Source organism: Cognatundibacterium crateris (assembly GCF_010078235.1).
In the GTDB taxonomy this organism is placed as follows: Bacteria; Pseudomonadota; Gammaproteobacteria; order Burkholderiales; family Burkholderiaceae_D; genus Undibacterium; species Undibacterium crateris.
Window position 1 is genome coordinate 21,443 of record NZ_JAABOS010000007.1, and the last position, 24,748, is coordinate 46,190.

General features: G+C 50.3%; 22 protein-coding genes. 11 read left to right on the forward strand and 11 right to left on the reverse strand.

All coding sequences use genetic code 11. The features are described 5' to 3' along the window. The first annotated feature begins 239 nt into the window (after window positions 1-239). On the forward strand, window positions 240-1,127 hold the full coding sequence (locus EYB48_RS13330) for a type 2 periplasmic-binding domain-containing protein (protein ID WP_162020863.1): 888 nt from the start codon (window positions 240-242) through the stop codon (window positions 1,125-1,127). Between the two features lie 79 nt (window positions 1,128-1,206). On the opposite strand, the gene EYB48_RS13335 is transcribed toward EYB48_RS13330, so the two are convergent. From EYB48_RS13335 to phaC, 6 genes are all read right to left on the reverse strand, one after another. After that, window positions 1,207-2,217 (reverse strand): hypothetical protein, encoded by a 1,011-nt coding sequence (locus EYB48_RS13335; protein WP_162020864.1) that lies wholly within the window; start codon window positions 2,215-2,217, stop codon window positions 1,207-1,209. A 123-nt stretch (window positions 2,218-2,340) separates the two neighbouring features. Beyond that, complete coding sequence (locus tag EYB48_RS13340; RefSeq protein WP_162020865.1) at window positions 2,341-2,832, reverse strand: hypothetical protein; 492 nt, start codon at window positions 2,830-2,832, stop codon at window positions 2,341-2,343. After that, entirely contained in the window at window positions 2,832-4,214 is a 1,383-nt protein-coding gene (gene rimO / locus EYB48_RS13345; protein ID WP_162020866.1) for a 30S ribosomal protein S12 methylthiotransferase RimO, read from the reverse strand. The genes EYB48_RS13340 and rimO overlap by 1 nt, the downstream gene beginning before the upstream one ends. Window positions 4,215-4,339: 125 nt before the next feature. Continuing rightward, window positions 4,340-4,897, reverse strand: a complete 558-nt coding sequence (gene phaR / locus EYB48_RS13350) for a polyhydroxyalkanoate synthesis repressor PhaR (RefSeq protein ID WP_162020867.1) — start codon at window positions 4,895-4,897, stop codon at window positions 4,340-4,342. A gap of 298 nt (window positions 4,898-5,195) precedes the next feature. Next, the gene (locus EYB48_RS13355; RefSeq protein WP_162020868.1) at window positions 5,196-5,936 is read right to left on the reverse strand and encodes a 3-ketoacyl-ACP reductase; all 741 of its coding nucleotides are present in this window, start codon (window positions 5,934-5,936) and stop codon (window positions 5,196-5,198) included. 43 nt (window positions 5,937-5,979) lie between these two features. Then, a complete protein-coding gene (gene phaC / locus EYB48_RS13360) occupies window positions 5,980-7,701 on the reverse strand; it encodes a class I poly(R)-hydroxyalkanoic acid synthase (protein WP_162020869.1) in 1,722 nt (573 codons plus the stop codon). Between the two features lie 63 nt (window positions 7,702-7,764). On the opposite strand from phaC, the gene EYB48_RS13365 reads away from it, so the two are divergent. After that, on the forward strand, window positions 7,765-8,001 hold the full coding sequence (locus EYB48_RS13365) for a hypothetical protein (RefSeq protein ID WP_328823403.1): 237 nt from the start codon (window positions 7,765-7,767) through the stop codon (window positions 7,999-8,001). A gap of 18 nt (window positions 8,002-8,019) precedes the next feature. On the opposite strand, the gene pgeF is transcribed toward EYB48_RS13365, so the two are convergent. After that, window positions 8,020-8,793, reverse strand: coding sequence for a peptidoglycan editing factor PgeF (pgeF, locus tag EYB48_RS13370; RefSeq protein WP_162020870.1), 774 nt, complete (start codon window positions 8,791-8,793; stop codon window positions 8,020-8,022). A gap of 6 nt (window positions 8,794-8,799) precedes the next feature. Continuing rightward, window positions 8,800-9,852 carry an RluA family pseudouridine synthase gene (locus tag EYB48_RS13375; protein ID WP_162020871.1) on the reverse strand — a complete coding sequence of 351 codons (1,053 nt, stop codon included), beginning with the start codon at window positions 9,850-9,852 and terminating at the stop codon, window positions 8,800-8,802. A 43-nt stretch (window positions 9,853-9,895) separates the two neighbouring features. Between EYB48_RS13375 and EYB48_RS13380 the strand changes: the two genes are divergently transcribed. Next, on the forward strand, window positions 9,896-10,699 hold the full coding sequence (locus EYB48_RS13380) for an outer membrane protein assembly factor BamD (RefSeq protein WP_235935128.1): 804 nt from the start codon (window positions 9,896-9,898) through the stop codon (window positions 10,697-10,699). A 93-nt stretch (window positions 10,700-10,792) separates the two neighbouring features. Here the strand turns inward: EYB48_RS13380 and yaaA are convergent, their stop codons facing one another. After that, window positions 10,793-11,569, reverse strand: a complete 777-nt coding sequence (gene yaaA, locus EYB48_RS13385; RefSeq protein WP_162020873.1) for a peroxide stress protein YaaA — start codon at window positions 11,567-11,569, stop codon at window positions 10,793-10,795. Between the two features lie 21 nt (window positions 11,570-11,590). Between yaaA and EYB48_RS13390 the strand changes: the two genes are divergently transcribed. The 8 genes from EYB48_RS13390 to EYB48_RS13425 all read left to right on the forward strand — a co-directional run bounded on the left by EYB48_RS13390 (window position 11,591) and on the right by EYB48_RS13425 (window position 18,705). After that, window positions 11,591-12,046 carry a putative toxin-antitoxin system toxin component, PIN family gene (locus EYB48_RS13390; RefSeq protein WP_162020874.1) on the forward strand — a complete coding sequence of 152 codons (456 nt, stop codon included), beginning with the start codon at window positions 11,591-11,593 and terminating at the stop codon, window positions 12,044-12,046. A 257-nt stretch (window positions 12,047-12,303) separates the two neighbouring features. Continuing rightward, entirely contained in the window at window positions 12,304-13,071 is a 768-nt protein-coding gene (locus EYB48_RS13395; RefSeq protein ID WP_162020875.1) for a protein phosphatase CheZ, read from the forward strand. After that, on the forward strand, window positions 13,071-14,930 hold the full coding sequence (locus EYB48_RS13400) for a chemotaxis protein CheA (protein ID WP_162020876.1): 1,860 nt from the start codon (window positions 13,071-13,073) through the stop codon (window positions 14,928-14,930). The genes EYB48_RS13395 and EYB48_RS13400 overlap by 1 nt, the downstream gene beginning before the upstream one ends. Window positions 14,931-15,058: 128 nt before the next feature. Further along, entirely contained in the window at window positions 15,059-16,552 is a 1,494-nt protein-coding gene (locus tag EYB48_RS13405; protein ID WP_235935130.1) for a protein adenylyltransferase SelO, read from the forward strand. 36 nt (window positions 16,553-16,588) lie between these two features. Beyond that, entirely contained in the window at window positions 16,589-16,981 is a 393-nt protein-coding gene (gene msrB, locus EYB48_RS13410; protein ID WP_162020877.1) for a peptide-methionine (R)-S-oxide reductase MsrB, read from the forward strand. A gap of 7 nt (window positions 16,982-16,988) precedes the next feature. Then, on the forward strand, window positions 16,989-17,612 hold the full coding sequence (locus EYB48_RS13415; RefSeq protein WP_162020878.1) for a septation protein A: 624 nt from the start codon (window positions 16,989-16,991) through the stop codon (window positions 17,610-17,612). Next, window positions 17,609-17,881, forward strand: coding sequence for a BolA family protein (locus tag EYB48_RS13420; protein WP_162020879.1), 273 nt, complete (start codon window positions 17,609-17,611; stop codon window positions 17,879-17,881). Before EYB48_RS13415 ends, EYB48_RS13420 begins: the two co-directional genes overlap by 4 nt. Before the next feature lie 50 nt (window positions 17,882-17,931). Next, entirely contained in the window at window positions 17,932-18,705 is a 774-nt protein-coding gene (locus EYB48_RS13425; protein ID WP_162020880.1) for a peptidylprolyl isomerase, read from the forward strand. Window positions 18,706-18,940: 235 nt separating this feature from the next. On the opposite strand, the gene EYB48_RS13430 is transcribed toward EYB48_RS13425, so the two are convergent. Both EYB48_RS13430 and purL read right to left on the reverse strand, forming a co-directional pair. Then, a complete protein-coding gene (locus tag EYB48_RS13430; RefSeq protein ID WP_162020881.1) occupies window positions 18,941-20,185 on the reverse strand; it encodes a zinc metalloprotease in 1,245 nt (414 codons plus the stop codon). A gap of 498 nt (window positions 20,186-20,683) precedes the next feature. After that, entirely contained in the window at window positions 20,684-24,673 is a 3,990-nt protein-coding gene (gene purL, locus EYB48_RS13435) for a phosphoribosylformylglycinamidine synthase (RefSeq protein WP_162020882.1), read from the reverse strand. Window positions 24,674-24,748: the final 75 nt, after the last annotated feature.

A 24,748-nucleotide genomic window follows, 5' to 3' on the forward strand; every position in this document is an offset into this window, starting at 1 on the left:
TTACGGATCTGCGCCAGAAAACTGACTGGCAAACTGCCTTCATCAGGCAAATACATTTCTAATTGTTAAATGGCTGTTCTTTTTTAAACCTAGTGTAGGTGATTTCCGCTTAAAATGATCAATTCTTTGGTTCATATCCTGGGGCAATTGCCAACCAACTTTTGAGAAAGATGATATTGACATCCAACATCCTTAAGCCTTTCCCTCATTGCCAGCACATTTCACTCTAGCCTTCGTGTATGTATCATTTTTTTCTGCGAACCTATACCGCTATCCTGCTTGGCCTCTGGTTCGCCACCTACACAGGGAGTGCTTCAGCCATCACGAAAGTGATCTACCCTGCCGGCGAAACACCGAATGACCCGCGCTATAACGATGTGATCGAAGTTTTAATCACTGCGCTGGAAAAAACCCGCTACCGTTTTGGTGACTACGTATGTCAACCCAGTGCCATTGCTATGCCAAAAAAGCGATATCTGATGGAGCTGGCACAAAAAGAACGAAGAGTTAACATCGTATGGAGTCCCAGCACTGAGGCACTGGAGCAAGAATTTACGCCTATCCGCATTCCATTACGTAAGGGCCTGCTCGGCTATCGCGTACTCATGATACGCAAAGATCAGCAGGCAAAATTTGATCGCGTACAAAATTTGGCGGACCTCACAGGCCTGAAGTTTGGTCAGGGAGTGGGCTGGGTGGATAATCAGATTTATGATTTCCATCATATACCAGTAGTCCAGGCGCAATATGGACAACTATTTAAAATGCTGGAAGCACAGCGCTTTGACGCATTTCCCAGGGGGATAGGTGAAATTCTTGGGGAGATGGAGCTTAATCGCCATGATCATCCCGAACTGACGATAGAAAAGAATCTGCTGCTGTATTATCCATTTCCTTATTATTTCTTCTTTAATCACCAGGATAAAGAACTCAGAGAGCGAATTACTACAGGTTTAAATATCATGCAAAAAGATGGCAGTCTGGACGCCATCTTCCTCAAATATCATAAAACGGCAATTGATAGTCTGAACCTGAAGAACCGGCGTCTGATCCGATTGGAAAATCCCACGTTGCCGAAAAACGTACCTCTGAACGACCCTATGCTTTGGTACGTACCTGGCAAATAAGCTAGTCAGTCCCGGTGCAGTATTGGCCAGGGCTCAGCGATGCCACGCGGTGCCTCAAGCACTGCGGACCAACCCGACATCAAACCAGCAAATCGATATGCTGCATACTACCAACCTGACCATGCTCTCCCAGCCACAGACCAGTGGCGCCTAACTTGCCCGCCAGCTTTTGGTCCGGCGTCGTCAGCAGTTTTTCAGTTGCGACCTGACCGAGATATAAAGCCCCTACTCCCGCCTCCCGCAAACTCGTAAATTGCGACTTTCCTTGCGGACCGGAAGACAGTAAGCCCAACTCAGCAAACACAGGATCAGCAGCATCTATCCACTGATTATGATCCGCATCAAGCTTAGCCAGTTCCGCGAAACCATCGCCAGTCGCCGGGCCAAATAACTGCGAACCCTGCCTGATCTCGTCCTCAGGATACTGACGACGTGCCAAATATGCGCCGTTATTCAGCATAGGTATCGCTCTTTGCTGACCATCATTGAATAAATCCAGATTTAATTTTTGGCCATTCAGGCTGACCGAATTTCCTGAAAAATTCAGCACCAGCGGATCTCGCATACCAGCTTCAGCACGTGTCCGGACTGTCCTGACCAACTCGGTTTCAGTCTGCAATGCAAAAGAAAACTGGAATTGTATCGTCTGGTGATCTGCGGTCTGCACCTGACCGCTGGCTTCAAATTGCAAACTCGTCGTCTCCCGGATGGCAACCGTTTCTATCCGCTGACGAACACCAGGGGAAGCCTGCGAGCCTTGACTGGAGCCGGAGTGTTGTGCTCCTACCGCCTGCATGGGCTGGAGCAAATTCACTTCCTGCCCAAACATTTCACGCAACAACGCAATCATGGTCTGCAAATGCGGGTCCAGCGCAGAACTGCTCAACGCTGCCGCGCCTGCTCCGCCTGCCTCAGCTTGCGCAAGTTGTTGAGCTGATTCGGAAATCTGAACCGTGGATGCGGCAAACGTCTGTTGACTTTGCGTAGCCTGCGCACTGAAGCTGGCACCGTTGCGCCCTACCACTACTTCTGTGCGACTGGAAGACTGGGTGGTGGCGAGCGCCACCTGGGAGGTGAGAATGTGCATCATAAGCTCCAAATGACCACCATGATCTGGAGTTACGGCAATATTGGCGAAAACTATAAGGAAAACGAGGATATTTTAAAGAAACAGGATTATTGCAAAAAAATCAGCAATAAAATCAAGCTAAAACTATTTAGCTATAGCTTGCCGAAGCATCCGCGGACTGCGTAACTTGAGTGTGAACTCCATACTGGTATTGCCATCGGCGGACAGCCAGCTTCCTGTCAATTGCCCTGCTTTGAGCTCAGCATCCCATTGCCCCGACACTTCCGTGCCGTCTTGCGATTCTTCCAGGCTGATGCGATCACCAGCGAGCTCACCAGCCAGCAGTATGCGTTTGGGCGGTGTCTTGCCGCTGGTAGTCAGGGTGTAATATCCTTCCAGCCCATCAATTTCATCCTTCTTGGGACGCAGAAAGACATGCACGGCTTGCTTGCCCAGCATGCCGCTAAATTCCACGGCATGCTTGAGTACAGGATGCTGTACGGTAGCGCTGGCCGGAGCAGATTCAGTCACCGCAGCCTGTGCTTGCAGCGCGTATGCGCTGAGACTGAGGCCAATGCCCAGACTCAGGCGTACGCAAAAACGACGCACAAATTTGACTGATACGCCCCGCATCATCAAACCGCTTCACCCCATAAATCATGCGCATCTGCGGCAGTAATGCGTACATCCACAAATTCGCCGACTTTCAATTTACGATGCGGTTCAAATGGTGGCTTCACATAGACCACGCCATCAATTTCCGGCGCATCGGCTGCGCTACGGCCGATACCACCGCTACGATCCAGCGCATCGATCAAAACCCGCACCGTCTTACCAACTTTCGCTTGCAAGCGTTGTTTGGAGATTTCTTCCTGCAATTCCATCACGCGACGGCGACGGTCTTCACGCACTTCATCCGGCAACTGATCCGCGATTTCATTCGCAGTCGCACCTTCCACTGGCGAATAAGCAAAACAGCCGAGGCGGTCGATTTGCGCTTCTTTCAGGAAATCCAGCAAATATTCAAACTCTTCTTCAGTTTCACCTGGGAAACCGGCGATGAAGGTCGAGCGTATGGTGATTTCAGGGCACATCTCACGCCAGGCTTTGATGCGTTCAATATTTTTTTCACCACTGGCCGGACGCTTCATGCGCTTGAGCACATCGGGATGGGCATGTTGTAAAGGCACGTCCAGGTAAGGCAAAACATGACCATTATTCATGAATGGAATGATCTGATCCACATGTGGGTAAGGATACACATAATGCAGGCGTACCCAGGCATCATATTGTTTAGCCAATTCACCCAATGCCTCTACCAACTGGGTCATGTGGGTTTTAACCGGTTTGCCATTCCAGAAGCCAGTACGGAATTTCACATCCACGCCATACGCGCTGGTGTCTTGAGAAATCACCAGCAATTCTTTCACGCCCGCCTTGAACAGGTTTTCCGCCTCCAGCATCACGTCAGCAATAGGTCGCGAGACCAGATCGCCGCGCATAGAAGGGATAATACAGAAACTACAACGGTGGTTACAGCCTTCAGAAATCTTCAGATATGCAAAATGCTTAGGTGTGAGCTTTACGCCCTGAGCAGGCACTAAATCGATAAAAGGCTCATGGGGTTTAGGCAAATGCTTGTGGACAGCAGCCATCACTTCGCCCACAGCGTGTGGGCCAGTAACTTCCAATACCTTAGGATGGATAGACTGAATCATATCCTTGCCATCTGCGTCCTTTTTGGCGCCCAGACAACCGGTAACGATGACTTTGCCATTCTCAGCCAGTGCCTCACCGATCGCATCCAGGGACTCCTGAACTGCAGCATCGATAAAGCCACAGGTATTTACGATCACGAGATCGGCACCGTCATAGGACTTCGCGGTATCGTAGCCCTCAGCACGCAATTGAGTAAGTATCTGTTCAGAATCGACCAAAGCTTTTGGGCAACCCAGACTAACAAAGCCCACTTTAGGGCTGGACGCGGCGTCCTGACGACGGATTTCAGTGATAGACATAAATGCTTTAAAAACAAAAAAGGTACAAGAGCGAATCCGCTATTGTACCTGTTACCGCATTCATTTACCCGTTCAGACGCTGTTTTTCCTGAAAAATCAGCAGCTTAACAGCTGACTCAGGCGCATTATTTTTTATTCTGATCTTCAGGATTGAACGGAAATGCATTAAACATATTCTTAGCCTGGCTCTGCATCTGCTCCTGCATCTGGATGAACAGGTGTTTGCTTTGCTCAATATAGTTGCCCATCATTCCTTGCATCATCGGGCCCTGCACATTCATGAACTGGGTCCACATTTCCGGGCTGAAAGGCTTACCTTCGTATATACCTTTGGAATTTTCAGCCAGCTTATTCTGAATATCGATAAAAGCCTGTACGTTCTTTTCCAGATACGATCCCATCATGCCCTGCATAGCATGACCGTAATAACGGATAATCTGCGACAGCACGGCACTGGAGAACATAGGCTGACCACCGGCCTCCTCTTCCAAAATAATCTGCAAGAGTATGCTGCGGGTTAAATCCTCACCGGTTTTTGCATCAACAACTGCAAAATCATCGTTTTCCAATACAAACTGTTTTACATCCACCAAGGTAATGTAGCTACTGGTTTGCGTGTCATACAAACGACGGTTAGGGTATTTCTTGATCAGGTGCTGCGTGGTTTTTTTTGCGCTGTTCATTGAAATCTCAAGTAATAAAACGACTTCCGGGCATCTGTTACGAGACCGGATTTGACTCAGCAAGCAGAGTAGTCGCCACATCGCAGCCCACTCTGTTTGTCCCCTAAAATTATGATTCTTGTAAAAATATAATATTACTGTTCAGAACAAACCGGTGTTAAAACACCAGTTTGCTCTACAACCGACGGTGCAAAGTCAGCACGACTTATTTTACCGCATTGCAACAATTCACTTGCAGAAATATGTGCAAATACTGCGGTGTCACCACAACAACTTCAATGGAGACACCGCAAACTGCTTAGCCCATATGCAAGCCACCATTGATGGAGAAGTCTGAACCAGTCGCATAACCACCTTCGTCAGACGCAATCCAGGCCACGATAGAAGCAATTTCTTCTGGTTCAGCCAGACGTTTAACCGGAATACCGTTAACGATTTTTTCCAGTACGTCCGGACGAATTGCGCGCACCATATCGGTACCAACATAACCCGGCGATACCGTATTGACTGTCACCCCTTTGGTCGCCACTTCCTGCGCCAGCGCCATCGAGAAGCCATGAATACCTGCTTTTGCTGTCGAGTAATTGGTTTGACCAAACTGCCCTTTTTGGCCATTGACCGAAGAAATATTGATGATACGGCCCCAACCGCGATCGACCATGCCCTCGATCACTTGTTTTGTGACATTGAACAGAGAGTTCAGGTTGGTGTCCATCACGGCATCCCAATCTGCTTTACTCATCTTACGGAACTGACCATCGCGGGTGATACCGGCGTTATTGACCAAAACATCAATCTCACCGATTTCTGCTTTCACCAAATCAAACGCTGCCTTGGTGGAGTCCCAGTCAGACACATTACCTTCTGATGCATGAATATCAAGGCCTTCAGCTCGCATATCAGCCAGCCATTTTTCACGGCGCTGAGAATTTGGTCCGCATCCTGCTACCACAGTAAAACCTTCGCGGCACAGACGACGGCAAATTGAGGTACCGATTCCACCCATACCACCAGTTACATACGCAACACGTTTTGTCATTTTTGTTCTCCTGAATAAATGTAATTCTCAAACAAGCACTTAACTAAGCTGCCCTGACTTTGACATAACGTCCCGGCGCTGCCTCAACTGCTTTAAATTGCGTATTGCCGGGCTGAGCCGGTGCTTTGACCATCTTGCCGCCATGTTCAGACAGGAACTCAGACCAGACTGGCCACCAACTTCCGGCATGTTCCGACGCCCCGGCCAACCAAGCATCTGAGGCTGTTTGCTGACGATCATCATTCAACCAATAACTGCGTTTCTTTTTAGCAGGAGGATTCACCACACCTGCGATATGACCCGAGGCGCCCAGCACAAATAGGTTGCGCTCGCGGTGTGCCGGATTGAGTAAGGCCAAAGAGGCGAAGGCTGCCTGCCATGGCACGATATGATCATCCCTCGAACCATAAATAAAGCAAGGTGCATCGATCAGACCCAAATCCACCTGCTCGCCAGCAACTTTCAATGCATTTGGCACTTTCAATTTGTTTTCAAGGTAGGTATTGCGCAAATACCAGCAAAACATTGGGCCTGGCAAGTTGGTACTGTCGGAATTCCAGTACAACAAATCAAATGGCGGCGGTGCCTCACCTTTAAGGTAATTCGACTGCACATAATTCCAGACCAGATCATTTGCACGCAGGCTGGAGAAAGTGCTGGCGAGGTCACGTCCAGGCAACAGTCCTTTCTTGCCTATAGTCTGCTCACGCATCGCGACCTGCATTTCGTCAACGAACACATCCAGCACGCCTGTATCTGAAAAGTCCAGCAAGGTCGTCAGTAATGTCAGACTGCTGGCCGGATGCTCCCCACGTGCTGCCAGTACTGCAAGCGCAGTCGAGACTATCGTTCCGCCAACGCAAAAACCGAAAGCATTAACCTGAGGCTGCTTACTGATCGCACACGCGACTTCCAAGGCCTTGATAGCACCCTCTTCGATATAGTCATCCCAAGTGACCTGATCCAGATGTTCATCCGGATTCGCCCAGGACACCAGGAACACGGTATGCCCTTGCTCGACGGCGTAACGCACCACGGAGTTCTCAGGCTGAAGATCAAGTATGTAAAATTTATTGATGCATGGCGGCACCATCAACAAAGGACGCTGATGAACCGTCTTAGTCAGCGGCGTGTACTGTATCAACTGAAACAGGCGATTTTCAAAGACGACTGTTCCTTCCGTAGTCGCAACATTTTTACCCACTTCAAATGCTGACTCATCAGTCTGTGAGATGCGCCCTTTCTGCATATCAGCCAACATCTGGCTGATTCCTTTAGCCAGACTCTCGCCTTTGCTTTCTATCAGTTTGGTTTGCGCTTCCGGATTCGTCACCAGGAAATTGGCAGGTGACATGGCATCAATCATTTGCTGCACAGCAAAATTGATTTTCTGTTTAGTCTTAGGATTGGCATCTACTGCTTCGGATAAGGCCAGCAGAAAGCGTGCATTGAGTAAGTAACTGGCGGCACTGTACGCATGCATTGCGTGGTTTTGCCAGCCCGCAGCTGAGAAACGCCGGTCGTTTAATGTAGGAAGCTTAGACAGCGTAAAATCTTGCCACAACTGTCCGAATTCTTGCATATACTGGGTTTGCAACTTGGTGAATAACGCAGGATCTATCTTTGCGCCGGCTTCTTTCAGAACATCCATGACAGGCAGATCTGTCAATGAATTCGCAGGCTTCACCCACTCCTGCCAAGGTTTTTGGTTCGCTAGCTGTGACATCCATTCGGAGTACATAGCTTGAGGATCAAAGGTCTTCATGCGTGACTCCTGATTTTCGGGTAATGTTCGACAAAAAAATTTTTAGCTTCCGGATACAACACAGTGCTCAACATCATTTCTATTGCCTGGATTTACGTCGTTCTTCTGATGGCGATGACGGAGACTTCTATCGTCGCTGGCATCATGACCTTCATCATGTACTGCGTTGTCCCCCTTTCTATCCTTTTATACCTGATGCGCTCATCACAACGCAAGCACACTAAGGCGCAAAGAATAGCTGCAATGCAGCAAAGAATTTCTGCAGAGCACAAAAAAGATACCGAATTCCATTCTGAGTAACAACACCCCCTTGAGCACTTAAACGATAGAAATAAAACTCCCCATACGCCCGGTCACACCATCGCGCCGGTAAGAATAAAAATTATCAGCGTCTTCAACCGTGCACCACTGCCCACCAGCAACCTGACTGACTCCACACCGTTCTAACTCCAGACGAGCAAGTGCATAGATATCTGCCAGATACTTGCGTTCAGCAGCGCTGGAAGAAATTTCATTGAAGCAATGTATAGCATGATCATTTTTAAAAGTAAATGTGTCAACCACCTCTTGACCCACCTCAAATGCACGGGGACCAATTGCAGGCCCCAGCCAGGCTGAAATATCGCCAGCACCTTTCTGCCGCATCGCAACAACGGTTTTTTCCAATATGCCACTTGCCAAGCCACGCCATCCCGCATGAGCCGCAGCAACGACCGTACCAGCCTTGTCGCAAAACAAGACTGGCAGACAATCCGCGGTCATAACAGCACAAACCTGACCCTTTGTCGTTGCAATGACCGCATCGGCCTGCATACCTGGCCGCAACAATTCCGCCTCAGCAACAATAATGCCATGAACTTGTGATAGAAATATGACATCAGATGAAAAATGACCAGAAATACGTTTTCTGTTCTCAATCACATCGTGGAGCTGGTCACCAACATGGTCGCCCAGATTCAACCCGCCGCGGCCAACAGAGTCACCATAAACACCCTGACTGACACCACCATGCCGTGTCGTACTGAATGCCTTGATGTGAGCAGGCAATCCTGCCCAGTCAGGAATAATCTGATGATTGCGCAGGATATCCATACTTTTTTACTCCGGCGCTGAGACACCAGCCTGCGTCAGTAACGCAGAGAAATCTTCAGCAATTTTGACTTGCCATTCACAGTTTTCTCCAGTGACAGGATGAATCAGACCCAGGCGACGAGCCTGCAATGCCTGCCTGGAAAAGAATCTGGCCAGATGCTGTTTGCCATACAAAGGATCACCAACCAGCGCAAAGCCCAGAGACTGCATATGAACCCGAATCTGATGCGTGCGTCCGGTCTCGAGCTGACATGCAACCAGACTGACTGGAAACTTCTCCAGCATGCCAACGCCAATCCGCTGATAATGGGTAATGGCTGGTTTGGCGACGATGCTTTTTGAAACCGCCATCTTGATACGGTCACGCGGGTGCCTCGCCATCGCGGCATCGACTGTGCCTGACAGATTCGGCGTACCCCATACCAGCGCATAGTATTCGCGCTTCACCGTGCGCTCTTGCAATTGACGCACCAGATCAGTATGCGCGATGAGTGTTTTTGCGACTACCATCAAGCCTGAGGTATCTTTATCAAGTCGATGCACGATACCAGCGCGTGGCACACCTGCGAGTTGCGGCCAGCGATATAGCAAGGCATTGAGCAAAGTACCTGACCAATTCCCGGCGGCAGGATGTACCACCATTCCCGCCGGCTTGTTAATCACGATCAGGGCATCGTCTTCGTACACCACATCCAGATCAATCGCTTCAGGTGAGTATGCGTGCTCGTCAGGAGCGGCTTGTGGATGAATGAGGATTTTTTCGTCGCCCAACATGGTCATCTTTGTTTTGCCTGGCTTTCCATCGACACTGACAAAACCCGACTCTATCCACTGCTGGATGCGACTTCTGGAATATTCAGGAACCAGTTTGGAGATGGTCTTGTCCAAGCGTTCGCCGCATGCATCTGAAGTCAGCTTGAGTTCTATCGTTTCAGCGACCGCATCCGGCTCAGCAGACAGTTCATCATCATTTTCGAGCTCAATCGCCTCAATAAAAGAGGAATTAAGCGAAGAATCTGTCAAAATGACTGTCGTAGTTTGTTTCACATTTTTTGCCATCGGCTATAATCCGTAAATTGTTTTCCTGCTCATGCACAAATTTATGCACATAAAATCTTTGAAAATGCTGGTTCTGGCGCTCGCCACATCGTTGGCTGTCAGTGGATGCGGTACCTTGGGTGATAAGAGTGACGAGACCAAAACCTGGTCAGCAGCAAAATTATACGCTGAAGCCAAAGATGAAATGGCAAGTGGCTCGTATGAAAAAGCAATTCAGTACTTTGAAAAGCTGGAATCCCGCTTCCCTTTCGGTACTTACGCGCAGCAGGCACAGATGGATACTGCCTACGCCTATTACAAACAAGGCGATCAGGCTCAGGCATTAGCTGCGGTAGAGCGCTTTATCAAGCTGCACCCGAATCACGCCAATCTCGACTACATGTACTACCTGCGTGGCTTGATTACCTTCAACGATCAGTTAGGCTTACTGAATTTCCTGGCAAATCAGGACATCACAGAACGCGACCCTAAAGCTTCGCGCGACTCGTTTGATGCATTCAAACAGTTAGTCACGCAATTCCCGGACAGCAAATACACACCGGACGCCTTGTCGCGCATGAAGTATCTGGTCAATGCCCTCGCGCAGTATGACGTGCACGTTGCGCGCTACTACAACCGCCGTGGCGCCTATCTGGCTGCAGCAAACCGCGCTCAATCAGCTATTACTGAGTATCCGGACGCGCCTGCCATCGAGGAAGCGATGTTTATTCTGGTGAAATCCTACGATTCTTTAGGCATGACGGACCTGCGTGACGATGCCAATCGTGTCTTCCTGAAGAACTTCCCACAAAGTGCCTACCTGACCGGTAATGCAAAAAACCGTGCGGCATGGTGGAAATTCTGGTAATTCAGCACCAGGTAAGCAAATAAAAACGGCCAGCGACACAGCTGGCCGTTTTTATTTCAGTACCGGACCAGGTGACTTGACCGTCCTGACAGCTTACTCATCGCGCTTACGCCGGAACAGCAGGCGCGATGGCGTAGACTCTTCCTCAATAAAACGATAGCCGTCCAGATCAAAGCCGCGTAAAGCGATAGCATCCTGAATGCCATGTTCAATGCAATAGCGCGCCATCAAACCACGAGCACGCTTGGCGAAAAAAGAAATCACTTTATACTGCCCCGACTTCCAGTCCTGAAACACTGGCGTCAGCACCTCTGCCTGTAAAGCCTTATTTTTTATCACTTTAAAATACTCTTCAGACGCGAGATTAAGCACCGTCTTTAGCTTGAGTTGCGACAGCTGAAGATTGATCTGCTGACTGACACGATCACCCCAGAACGCATACAGATTCCGGCCACGCAGATTCTGCAGAGCAGTCCCCATTTCCAAGCGATATGGCTGCAATGCATCGAAAGGCCTTAACACGCCATACAAGCCGGATAAGATTCGAACATGCGACTGCAGATAATCCATGCTCTTTAAAGGCAAGGTGGAGGCAGATAAACCATCATACACATCGCCATTAAATGCAAACGCAGCCTGCTTGATACGCTCCCGATCTGGCTGCGCCTGCCAGTCACGGAAGCGTTGCACATTCAACTCTGCCAGCGCCGGGGAAATCGCCATCAACTGCTGCAACTCCAAAGCCGACACTTCACGCATACGATCAATCAACATTCCGGCCTGATCCAGTAATACCGGCTCAGTCATCGTTACGACAGGTGCTTTTTTTTCGAAGTCCAGACTCTTTGCAGGCGATAATACGATCAACATAAATTTTATTGAATTAAGAAAATGAGCGACATAATACCTAAGCGCATCGTAATTGACACCAACGTCTGTCTGGACCTGTTTGTATTTCGCGATCCACGCTGGCAACATTTGCTGGATGATTTGGCGTCACACAGGGTACAGGCGATTGCAAAGCAAGAATGCAAGGACGAATGGCTGGCGGTATTGCGCTACCCCCATTTACCGATCACCGATGAAACGCGCGCATCCGTCCATGCAGCATTTGACCACCACATCCACATCATTGAAGCAGATAGTGCACCACTGATCACACTGCCGGTCTGCAAGGATAAAGATGACCAGAAATTTCTCGAATCGGCGCGCGACGGCGCTGCAGGAATTCTGATCACCAAAGACAAAGCATTACTTAAATTAGCCAAACGCATACGCAAAATGGGGCTGTTTTCTATCGAAACTCCCGAGCAATATCTGCAAAGTCGGTTGGAAAATCTCAACTGAACTGTATTTATTCAACAAAAGCACGATAATTTTTGTTGCTGTAGGTTACTCTGTCATAAACTCCTGCTACTATGATGTGGAGATTATTTTGCTTGAACGCCATGCTTATTGAATTCGATAAGGACTAATAATGACTCCAACCCAATACAAGATCATGGCGACCTCAGTTTGCTTTCCTTTTGCCAGAAATTAATACCAGCCCATGATATTTGTGGAAAAATTGCACAAAAGTCACAGCGATTATGGAGAATAAATAAATGACCGACTCAGCAGACGATCTGGAAGCCCTATTTGAAGAAATGGCGAACCAGCGCCAGGACAGCGACGCCGCTCCGGCTGCATCAGTTGCCCCGCAGGAAGAAGAATCCGCCGCACCAGCCACACTGCAAGTCAGCGAACAGCCTGCCAAGTTAAATTTGCGCAGTTCTGAAGAGGATGCCAGCCGCCCTATGTTTGACCGGCTGGGCAATGTGGTCAGAATGCTACATGACTCCATGCGACAACTGGGTTACGACCGCTCATTATCTGACGTAGCCATCCAGGTAGCTGATGCCCAGGATCGCCTTGAATATGTGGCGACACTGACCGAGCAGGCAGCAAACAAAGTGCTCAATGCAACTGACCTTGGCATGCCGGAACAGGATGAGCTGGCTAAGAAGGCCAAATCCATGGATAAGCGCTGGACTGATCTGTTCGAAGGAAAAATGAGTGTAGAAGAGTTCAAGAGTCTGGCATCCGATTCTAAAGAATTCGCCAACACCGTCCTTGCTTCAACTGATGCAGAAAAAGCGCGCCTGCTCGATATCATGATGGCGCAGGACTTCCAGGATCTGACTGGTCAGCTGATCAAAAAAGTGGTTGCCATTAACAAAGCGGTCGAACGTGAACTGGCGCAGATTCTGCTCGACAACGCACCTTCTGACCTGAAAGAGAAAGCCGTTGAATTGATGGAGGGACCATCTGTTCCTAACGCAGCACTGGAACAGGATGACGTCGACAATCTTCTTGATAGCCTGGGATTCTAATGGATGACATGCTCAAAGAATTTGTTGTTGAGGCGCTCGACCTCGCAACAAATGTAGAAGAACATCTGCTTTCACTCGAGCGTAATCCCGGCGACATGAACACACTGAATGCAGTGTTCCGTTCATTCCACACCATCAAAGGTGGCGCTGGATTCATGAACCTGACCGCGATGGTATCCGCCTGCCATCTGACTGAAAATCTGTTTGACGCTCTGCGTACCGGGCAGGCAGCAGTTACGCCAGAAGCGATTGAAGCTGCGCTGGAAGCCAGCGGCTTCGTGGCAGATCAGCTCACAGCACTGAATAATGGCACCCCGCCGGAACAGCTTTCAACCATGCCCAAGGCTTTGGAAAAAATGCTGACCGATGCCATAGAAGGTGGTGCGAACAGCAAAAAGGCCGAGCCTGCCAAGCCAGCAGCAGTACCAGTTGCGGCAGCCGCCCCGGCAGCAGTGGCATCAGCGCCAGCAAGCTCTTCAGCGGCTGCCAGTGCGAATGGTGAACCAGACTGGGATTCTTACTACCGTGCTGTGACACCGCCTGGCACCCTGCCGGAAGCCGCCGCCGTGCCAGTTGCTGCAAGCGAGACAGCTGCACCACCCGCTTCCATTAAAGAAGAAGCCGAGGCGATCAAAACTTCGCTGTCGGCAGCAGACATCAAGCAAAACGCACCGGCAAAAGAAGAAAGCATCCGTATTGATGCGGTCAAGCTGAACGTCTTGCTTGAAGTCGCCGGTGAATCAGTACAGGCTGCGAATCAGGCTGCCGTATTGTTGGAAAAATTAGCGCAGTTTAAATTTGATGGTCAGGCAGCACCGATCATGTCGGCGCTGACCGAGACGCTGACACGCGCTTCGCGCTACTCAACCGAGTTACAACGCGCAACGCTGGCCACGCGCATGCAGCCAGTTGGACGTCTGTTCCAGAAGTTCCCACGCCTGGTGCGTGAACTGGCGCGTGACTTGGGTAAAGATGTAGACCTGAACATCACGGGTGCCGAAACCGAAGTTGATCGTGTCGTGGTCGACAGCTTGTATGATCCGCTGGTGCATATGCTGCGTAATGCGTTGGATCACGGTATCGAGACCTCAGAAGAACGTCTGCGCGCCAACAAATCGCCACGCGCTACGATCTCCCTGAAAGCCTGGCAAGAAGCCAGCAGCGTCATGATAGAAGTATCTGACGATGGCAAAGGGATGGATGCGCAGCGCTTGCGTGAAAAGGCGATCTCCAAAGGTCTCATCAATTCTCACGATGCGCGCACTGACGATGAAGCCTTTCAGCTGGTCTTCCTGCCAGGTTTCTCCACCAAGGAAGTCGCTTCCAGCGTTTCCGGGCGCGGCGTGGGCATGGACGTGGTCAAGACTGCAGTTGAACGGCATCGTGGTGCAATCCGGATTTCTTCCGAGCTGGGTAAAGGCACCACCTTCCTGATCCGCCTGCCAATTGAATTGTCTATCGTTCCTACCATGCTGGTCAGAACAGATGGCGCATCGCTGGCCTTGCCGATGGCAACGGTACAGCGTGTGGTCGAGCTGCCTGAGACCTTTGAGAGCGTAGGCGGACAACCGGTATTGCGCGATCTGGGACGTCCATTGCCAGTCAAATCGCTGGGACGGATACTGGGTTACACCCCATCGTCAGAACGGGTTGGTATCGTCATCGCCGCACCAAATCCTTACATCCTGAGTGTGGATGCGGTGGATGGCACAGCGGATCTGGTGATTAAACCTTTGACCTGTATTTCCACACCAGGCATTACCGGAACTGCACGCTCGGCCGAAGGCGAACTGGTACTCGTGATCAGCCTGTCCTTCCTGATCGATGGTTGCAAAGTACGCGAAATGATGACTGCCTGATTTATCTGTCAGCGACATCAGCCTGCTCCAGCCCCCTGCTCAGCCAGGGGGCTTTTCATTTCAGGTGAACGCCAGCCAGTTTTTTCTGAGTCTGTCACAATACGCGCTTCACTTCTGCACCAGCCACTATGAGCGCACTCCACCCAAATCAAATGACCCCACTCAGCGAACAATTACAAGACAGTCAGTTCTCGCAACTGGGCGATGCTTTTTTCACGCGGCTACAGGCAACGCCACTATCCCGCCCCTACTACATCGCGCATAGCAGCCGACTGGCGCAGGAATTGGGTATCACAGAAGAGCTGATGCGAGCTGAAGAAAGCATCACCCTGCTCTCCGGTAATCAGACACCGGTACAGGTGCAGCCACTGGCCGCCGTGTATTCCGGGCATCAGTTCGGGGTCTGGGCCGGACAACTAGGCGATGGCCGCGCCATCCTGCTGGGAGCCTTACCTGACGGCGCAGGACAAGAAACAGAAATTCAGCTGAAAGGGGCTGGACTAACACCCTACTCGCGCTCAGGCGATGGACGCGCCGTGTTACGTTCTTCAATACGTGAATTTTTATGTTCAGAAGCGATGGCAGCATTAGGCATCCCGACTTCACGCGCACTCTGCCTCACAGGTTCAGCACAAATGGTCTATCGCGAAACGCCAGAAACCAGTGCTGTCGTCACGCGCACCGCAAGCAGCTTTATACGGTTTGGCTCATTTGAACATTTTTATTACCAACGCAGATTTGAAGAGCTGCGACAACTGGCCGACTTCGTCATTCAGCGCTATTTCCCTGCCTGCCTGCAGCATGAGAACCCGTATCAGGCATTGTTAACACAAGTATGCGAGCGCACTGCTGAAATGATCGCCCACTGGCAGGCAGTCGGCTTTATGCATGGCGTGATGAATACCGACAATATGTCGATACTGGGTCTGACGCTCGATTACGGGCCCTTCGGATTCATGGAAGCCTTTGATGAAAACCATATTTGCAACCATACCGACCAACAGGGCCGCTATTCCTATCGCAATCAGCCCAGCATAGGCAATTGGAATGTGTACGCGTTGGGTCAGGCTTTACTGCCGCTGATAGGCTCGGTTGAGCAGACCGAGCAAGCCCTCAGCAGCTACCGCTCAAGCTTTGAGCAACACTGGGCCAGACTGAGCAACGCCAAGTTCGGACTGGCATCCAGCCAACCCGAGGACAAAGTCCTGATTGACGACTTCTTCCAGTTATTGCAGGCTAATCATGCCGATATGACCAATAGCTTCAGGGCACTGAGCTACCTGAATCAGCAAGCCAGCGAAGCCGATCACAGCTTGAGTGATCTGTTCATAGACCGCGCCGGACTGGCACTTTGGCTGCAACGCTATCGCCAGCGCCTGGCTGCGGAAACACGGCCAGACACTGCAAGGAAAACTGCTATGCTCGCGACTAACCCAAAGTATGTGCTACGTAATTACCTGGCACAACAAGCGATAGAACGGGCGCAACAAGGGGATTTCTCAGAAATCCAACGCCTGATGCAGGTATTGCAAACGCCATTTGAAGAGCAGCCTGAGCATGAACACTATGCCGCCCTGCCGCCGGACTGGGCGGCAGACCTGGAAGTCAGTTGCTCATCCTGAATCGAATGCCTGAACCAAATAACAAGGAGGACTACGATGAAAATCAAAAAAACTGAAGCCGAATGGAAGGCCTTACTCGACCCCATGCAATTTGAGGTCACCCGTCACGCAGCGACGGAACGTGCGTTTACCGGCAAATACTGGGATCACCATGAAGCTGGCATCTATACCTGCGTTTGCTGCCAGACGCCCTTATTCGCATCAGACGCTAAATTTGATTCGGGATGCGGCTGGCCCAGCTATTTCCGCGCGCTGAACCCTGCCAATGTGAGAGAAGAGAAAGACCACTCTTTTGGCATGACGCGCACTGAGATTTTGTGTAACATCTGCGACGCCCATCTGGGTCATGTTTTTCCGGATGGTCCGCCACCGACAGGTTTGCGCTATTGCATTAACTCTGCTTCTTTAACTTTTGATCCGTTACCCTGAGCATTGCATGAAATTTCTTTTTGACGTATTTCCGGTTCTACTTTTTTTTATCGCGTTTAAATGGGGCGAAAGCAACCCGGCCATGGCGCAGGAATGGGTACAGCATTTCCTGTCTGGCTTTATCGCTGGTGGCAAGGCACCAGCAGAAGTGGCGGCCGTCATCTTTGCCACGGCAATTACCTTGCTGGCATCCGTTTTGCAAATCAGTTACCTGCTGCTGAAACGCGTGAAAGTCGATGCGATGTTGTGGGTATCATTCATCACTATCATGGTGTTTGGCGGTGCGACTATCTACTTCCACAGCGAAACCTTCATCAAGCTCAAACCCACCGTGCTGTACTGGTGCTATGGCGGCGCATTACTGCTGTCCCAGCTCATTTTCAAAAAGAATCTGATTAAAGCGGCGATGTCTGCGCAGGTGCAATTGCCTGAAACCGTATGGAGCAGACTGGGTCTGGTCTGGATCGCGTATTTCACACTGATGGGCTTAGCCAACCTGTTTGTCGCCCAACAATTCAGCACCTCTGCCTGGGCCACATTTAAACTGGTTTCACTGGTCGGCATCATGCCCGCCTTTATCATAGGCCAAAGCCTGTTTTTGTCTAAATACATCGAGGATACCGAGGCATGACACGTTTTGAAAAACTCCGTTTCAAACTGAGCGAAACTTTGCAGCCGCTCGAATGTCACTTGCAGGATGACTCTGCTGCCCACGCTGGCCATGCCGGCGCCGCCAGTGGTGGAAGTCATTACAGTGTCAAAATAATTTGTCAGCAATTTGAGGGCTTAAACCGCGTATCCCGTCATCGTCTGGTGTATGATGCCGTTGGCGATATGATGCATACGGAAGTTCACGCGCTGGCGATAGTCGCGCTTGCTCCGTCAGAGATACCGACCTAAGCAGTTCATTTATCAATCCAATTCAATATTTGTTATTTTAGGAACAGACAATGACTTTTAAACCTGCTCATTTGCTGGTAGTACTTCTCGCAACAGCTGTGCCAGCAATGGCTCAAACCCTCGCCACCGTCAATGGCAAAGCAATCCCGGCAGCACGCATCGAAGCAGTTGTCAAGCAACTCACAGCACAAGGTCAACAGGATTCGCCACAATTGCGCGCAGCCGTCAAAGAACAATTGATCGCACGTGAAGTGTTCCTGCAAGAAGCTGATAAGTCTGGCATCACCAAAAATGCTGATGTCATCGCTCAGTTGGAAATGTCCCGCCAGGATCTGATCATCCGCGCCCTGATGATAGAGCAACTGAAAAAAAGCCCTATCTCTGATGCTGACATCCAAGCTGAATACGACAAAGCAAAAACCCAGGCTGGTGACAAGGAATACCATGTCTACCATATTCTGACGGAAAAAGAAGACGACGCGAAAGCACTCATCTCTAAACTGAAAGCTGGCGCTAAATTTGAAGAACTGGCAAAACAGTCTAAGGATACTGGCTCTGCATCGCGCGGTGGCGATCTGGATTGGGCAGTACCAGCTGGCTTCCCACCTGCTTTCGCACAGGCTCTGAGCGCCATGCAAAAAGGTCAGTTCACAGAAGCACCGGTTAAGACAGATGCTGGCTTCCACATCATCAAAGTTGACGACGTACGCCCAATCAAATTCCCATCCCTGGAAGAATTGAAACAGCAAATCGTCAGTGGTATGCAACAACAAAAAGTACAGGCTTACCAGCAATCCCTGCTGAAAAAAGCAGTTGTGAAGTGATCTCAGCTTACTCAGCAACAAAAAAAGAGGCAGTGATGCCTCTTTTTTTTTGCTTTCAAAATTGCTTGATCAACGATCAGGGCAAGCAAGCATTCAACGCTACCGCCAATGAACAATGGGCTTAGGTGCAATCCGCTGCTAGGGTAGATCTCGACAAACTCTGTTCATGTGATTTACCGCCTTGTATCTCCCTATCATTTCTGCTTTTTTGTTGGGTACCCAAACACCTATTTCTTCAACAAAATCCACCCGATCCAACATGGCTGGCAGCAAGCTCAACGCCTGACGCCAATTGCGTTTGATCGACATTCAAGACCCAACCATAGTCAGCGCGACGGAGTCGGTACATTGCCATCAAGCTCAATTCTTCTGAGCCAGGCAGACGACGCTCGCCCGGCTGCAAACTGGTGACCATGAAATCTCCATCATCGCCGCTGTGCTCTATTCCTAAAGCATCCCCATATTCATGCAAGAGCGCAGAGAGCATATCCATCTTGCCATCGGCGGCGGAGCCTGCTTTGGCGATCCAGACATCCGGGTTCGAGGTTGGCAAGAACTCGTCGTTTTGATCTGGCGTGCTGTCGATGAACCAGCCGTGGCCTGCGGCGTTGGTGTCGAGGGTGATTTGGGCGGTGTTGCCAGTGCCTGTGGTTTGGCCTACTGCTGTACCTGCCAGGTCGCTGAAGTTAGTCAGTGACCCGCTGGCGTTGGCTAGCATGGCGTTTAGATTGGCTGTGGTTTGCCAGTTGGTGAAGTCATCTGTGCCCGTTGGCAGGTTCGAGGAGATTTTCCACCGCTCTTTTGGACAACGGTGGGCATCAACAACTTTTTCACCTTTTTCGTTCAAATGTTGATATGGTTGTCCTACATCCACTGACATAGTGTAATAAATTCTGACCGTAATTCCGTCAGCGCTTACATCAATTATAAACTGATCGTTTCCTACAAAATCTTCTTTTAAGTCCGGGATGTAGTTATAGTCATATTTTATAAACCGATTCTCATTTGGAAATGGTTGCCCCAATCTACCATGCTTTGGTTGTTTAATAACACGCACAGTTGTGTCTTTCCGCAAGCTCCCATCAGGATTATTACTAAAATCCATGCTCTTTCCAAGATACCGGCTCACATAGTCTCCCGCATTCAATATCGGATATACGTCTGTCGATTCAGACGACACTATTTGGCAGACACCAAACTTAAATTTAGGAGAGCTAGTATTTGTCAACAATTTGTTAGCAGCTAAATACATAACAGGTAGATCCACTGTTGATATTGGGGTATCCGGAAACCACATTTGAATATCTCCTTCGTTAAGCTGTAATTTTTCTTTCGCGTGTGCGATTGAAATAGTCATCTTCTGGGTATAAGCCTTTTCAGAAATTGGCGGGCTGGCTAACATCAACTTAGGTGTGCCAACCACTCCCCCGATGGCAACCGAATCTCTTTTAAGGCTGTAACCCGCACAAGTGGTACGCATCGCGATGCGCCGCATGGAACGTCGTTCAGCTGAATATGCCGAGTTATCGACTAGCCTGCATCTGGGTGCTACCTATGTTTTGTGATCAATTAGCTTGAGCCAACGCGTAATCATTTACAGATCAGATACATCACAGAATTTCGCATATCGGCTCACGTGGTAAAAGAGCGCCATCAGTTCACCATTCATGCTTGGGTAGTATTACCGCCCCCCTCCATTATGAGATCAAATTACTTCAAGAGGACTGCAATTTTGCGACAACGGTGCGCTTGATCAAAAGTAGAGTTTCAAAAAGTATCCCTTTAACAGAAACGCTGTCTGCAGTCCGCTTACACCATTATCGGGAACATCTGATACGCGATAAGCATGGTTTTGCGGCACATCTCGATGCGTCCTACTTTTGAGGGTTACGGCCTTGCATCAACAAACAAAAAAAACCGGGTGCTGACCCGGTTTTTTTATTGCTGATTCGACGCGAACATCGAAGTGAACAACAGATCAGCCCACCCACTTACGCGCATTGCGGAACATGCGCATCCATGGTGTGTCCTCGCCCCAGGACTCTGGTGCCCAGGATTGAACCACTGAGCGGAATACGCGCTCAGGATGCGGCATCATCACTGTGAAGCGCCCGTCCAGATTGGTCACCGCAGTAATACCGTCTGGCGAGCCATTTGGATTGTAAGGATAAGCCTCAGTGGCCTGACCTGCATTATTCACAAAACGCAGAGCGGCGCTTGCCTCGCTCTGATTGCCTGTCTGTGAAAAGTCAGCAAAGCCCTCACCATGCGCGACTGCGATTGGCGTCTGTGTACCGGCCATACCGGCAAACAGAATCGATTGCGACTCCAGCACTTCCACCATCGCAAAACGGGCTTCAAACTGCTCCGATTTATTACGCGTGAATTTAGGCCATGCCTGCGCACCAGGGATGATGGATTTCAGATTACTCATCATCTGACAGCCATTACAAATACCCAGACCAAAGGTGTCATCGCGATGGAAGAAGCCGGAGAACTGCTCAGCCATCATTTGGTTAAACAGGATGGTTTTCGCCCAGCCCTCACCCGCACCCAATACGTCACCGTAGGAGAAACCACCAACAGCGATCAGGCCCTTAAAGTCTTGCAAATTAGCGCGACCAGCGATCAGATCACTCATGTGAACGTCGACTGCTTCAAATCCAGCCTTGTGCATCACATAGGCCGTTTCGATGTGCGAATTCACGCCTTGCTCACGCAGGATAGCTACCTTAGGACGGACACCGGTTGCGATAAACGGAGCAGCAATATCTTCCTGCATATCAAAGCTGATACGTGGCTGCATCCCCGGATCATTGACATCCAGAATGCGCGCATATTCAGCGTCAGCACAAGCCGGATTGTCACGCAAACGGGCGATCTGCCAGCTGGTTTTGCTCCAGATTTGATGCAGGCTGCTGCGCTTCGCAGCGTAGATCTGCTTCACATCACGGGTAAACTCTATGCTGTCTCCGGCATTCACTTTGCCGATGATATGGCTGCAGGCACCCAGTTGATGCGCACGCAGCACATCCATTACTTCTGAACGCTGCTCAGTACGAACTTGTATCACTGCCCCCAGCTCTTCATTGAACAAAGCGCGCAGGGTCAGTTCATTTCTGCGTTCAGGAATCTGGCCGGCCCAGTTTTTCGCATCACCCTGGTCAGCCGCATGGCCGCCGTCCATCGCCAGAATATCCAGATTCACCGACAAACCAGCGCGACCCGCGAATGCCATTTCGCACAAGGTGGCATACAAACCACCGTCAGAGCGGTCATGGTAGGCCAGTAATTTATCTTCACGATTCAGAGTCTGAATCGCAGCAAAGAAAGCTTTCAGATCTTCCGGCTGGTCCAGATCTGGCACTTCATCACCGATGCGTTGCATGACTTGCGCAAAGGCAGACGCGCCCAGACGATTTTTACCACGGCCCAAATCAATCAGAATCAGGCTGGTATCGCCCTTATCGAGCTGCAATTGTGGAGTCAGTGAACGACGTACATCGTAGACAGGAGCAAAGGCAGAAATAATCAGCGACACTGGCGAGGTGACTGACTTGGCCGCACCGTCATCACTCCAGGTGGTGCGCATAGACAGGGAATCTTTACCGACCGGGATACTGATGCCCAGTGCAGGACAAACATCCATGCCTACCGCTTTCACCGTATCAAACAGCGCAGCATCCTGACCCGGTTGACCGCAGGCGGCCATCCAGTTAGCCGACAATTTAATATCCGAGATAGCCTGAATCGGTGCAGCAGCGATATTAGTAATCGCCTCGCCCACCGCCATACGGCCTGATGCCGGGGCATTGATGACGGCCAGCGGGGTACGCTCACCCATAGACATCGCTTCGCCCAGATAACCTTCGAAACTCATGGTGGTCACTGCACAGTCAGCCACCGGCACCTGCCAAGGACCGACCATCTGGTCACGCACCGTGGTCGCACCGACGGTACGGTCACCAATGGTAATCAGGAAGGATTTATCGGCCACAGTAGGCAGGCTCAGCACGCGTTCTGCAGCAGTAGCCAATTCGATACCGGTCAGGTCTATCGCTTGCAAGGTCTGAGTCTGACGTTCTACCTGACGATGCATCTTGGGCGGTTTGCCAAGCAATACGTTCATCGGCATGTCGACCGGTGCATTGCCATGCAGAGGATCAATTACCTTTAACTGACGCTCTTCGGTCGCCGTACCAACTACCGCAAACGGGCAGCGCTCACGTTCACAGAAAGCCTGGAACACAGCCAGCGATTCAGGTGAAATCGCGAGTACATAGCGTTCCTGAGATTCATTACTCCAGATTTCCTTTGGAGCCAGGCCACTCTCTTCCAACGGCACTTTACGCAAATCAAACAATGCACCGCGCTTGGCATCGTTGGTGATTTCCGGGAAGGCGTTAGACAAACCACCGGCACCGACGTCATGGATAGACAGGATAGGATTCTCATCACCGAGTTGCCAGCAAGAGTTAATCACTTCCTGAGCACGACGCTCCATTTCCGGATTGCCACGCTGCACCGAATCAAAATCCAGGTCAGCGGTATTGGTACCGGTTGCCATCGAGGACGCAGCACTGCCACCCATGCCGATACGCATACCTGGGCCACCCAGTTGTATCAATAAGCTACCGACTGGTAAATCATTTTTGTGCGTGTGTTTGGCAGAGATATTGCCGATACCGCCCGCAATCATGATGGGCTTATGGTAGCCATACACAGTACCAGCAACATTCTGCTCGTAGGTGCGGAAATAGCCGCCCAGATTCGGACGTCCGAATTCATTATTGAATGCCGCACCACCGATAGGTCCATCTATCATGATCTGCAAAGGTGAAGCAATGCGATCTGGCTTGCCATAGAACTCAGCGCTTGCTGTACCGGTATTGCAATCACCTGCGTTTTCCCATGGCTGTACCGAACCGGGGATCACAAGATTGGATACCGTAAAGCCACACAAACCTGCTTTAGGCTTAGCGCCACGCCCAGTCGCACCTTCATCACGGATTTCGCCACCGGCACCGGTAGAGGCACCCGGGAAAGGAGAAATGGCGGTCGGGTGATTGTGGGTTTCCACCTTCATCAGGATATGCGTGAGTTCTTCACTGGCCTGATAGGTATTATTCTTAGGATAGAAACGGGTGACAGATGCACCCTCGATGATAGAGGAGTTATCGCTGTACGCAACAACGGTGCCTTGCGGGTGTAATTCGTGGGTATTTTTGATCATCTGGAACAAAGACTTGTCTTGCTTTTCGCCGTCTATGGTCCAGTCTGCATTGAAGATTTTGTGGCGGCAATGTTCGCTATTGGCTTGCGCAAACATCATTAATTCGACATCGGTGGGATTACGTTTGGCAGATGTAAATGCATCAACCAGATAATCAATTTCATCGTCCGATAATGCCAGACCTAGCTCGGCATTTGCATTGATTAACGCTTGCTTACCACCACCGAGTACATCAATCGATTCCAACAGTTTTGCATCCAACTCACCGAACAGCATATTCACTTGCTGCAAATCACCGAGTACTGTCTCCGTCATTCTGTCATGTAAGGCTAAGGCAACCGCTACACGGGCCTGGGCATCGAGTGACTTCGCTTTTCCGAGCAAACTGTGCTTCATATGCACAAAGTAACTGATCCCTCTTTCGATTCGCCGTATTTGCTGCATGCCGCAGTTTCTGGCGATATCAGTTGCTTTACTGGCCCAAGGAGAAATCGTACCTACCCGGGGAATCACAACAAATATTTCACCGGTTTCTGGTCCGGCATAAGGATCACCGTAGGTCAGCAAGGCTTGCAAACGCTCCGTATCGGCAGCGCTGAGCGCAGCACTGGCATCGACAAAATGCTGGTAGCGCGCGGTGACACCGGCGATATCCGGCGCTATGCTTTGCAAACGGGAAAGAAGATTGGCGGTACGGAAACTAGACAGGGCATTAGAGCCTGGCAAAATCAACATGGCTGAGAGATAGTTGAGGCAATAGCTCGAGACAGTTCTCTCTCACTATCGCTGGTTGGATGAGAAAACCGAGAT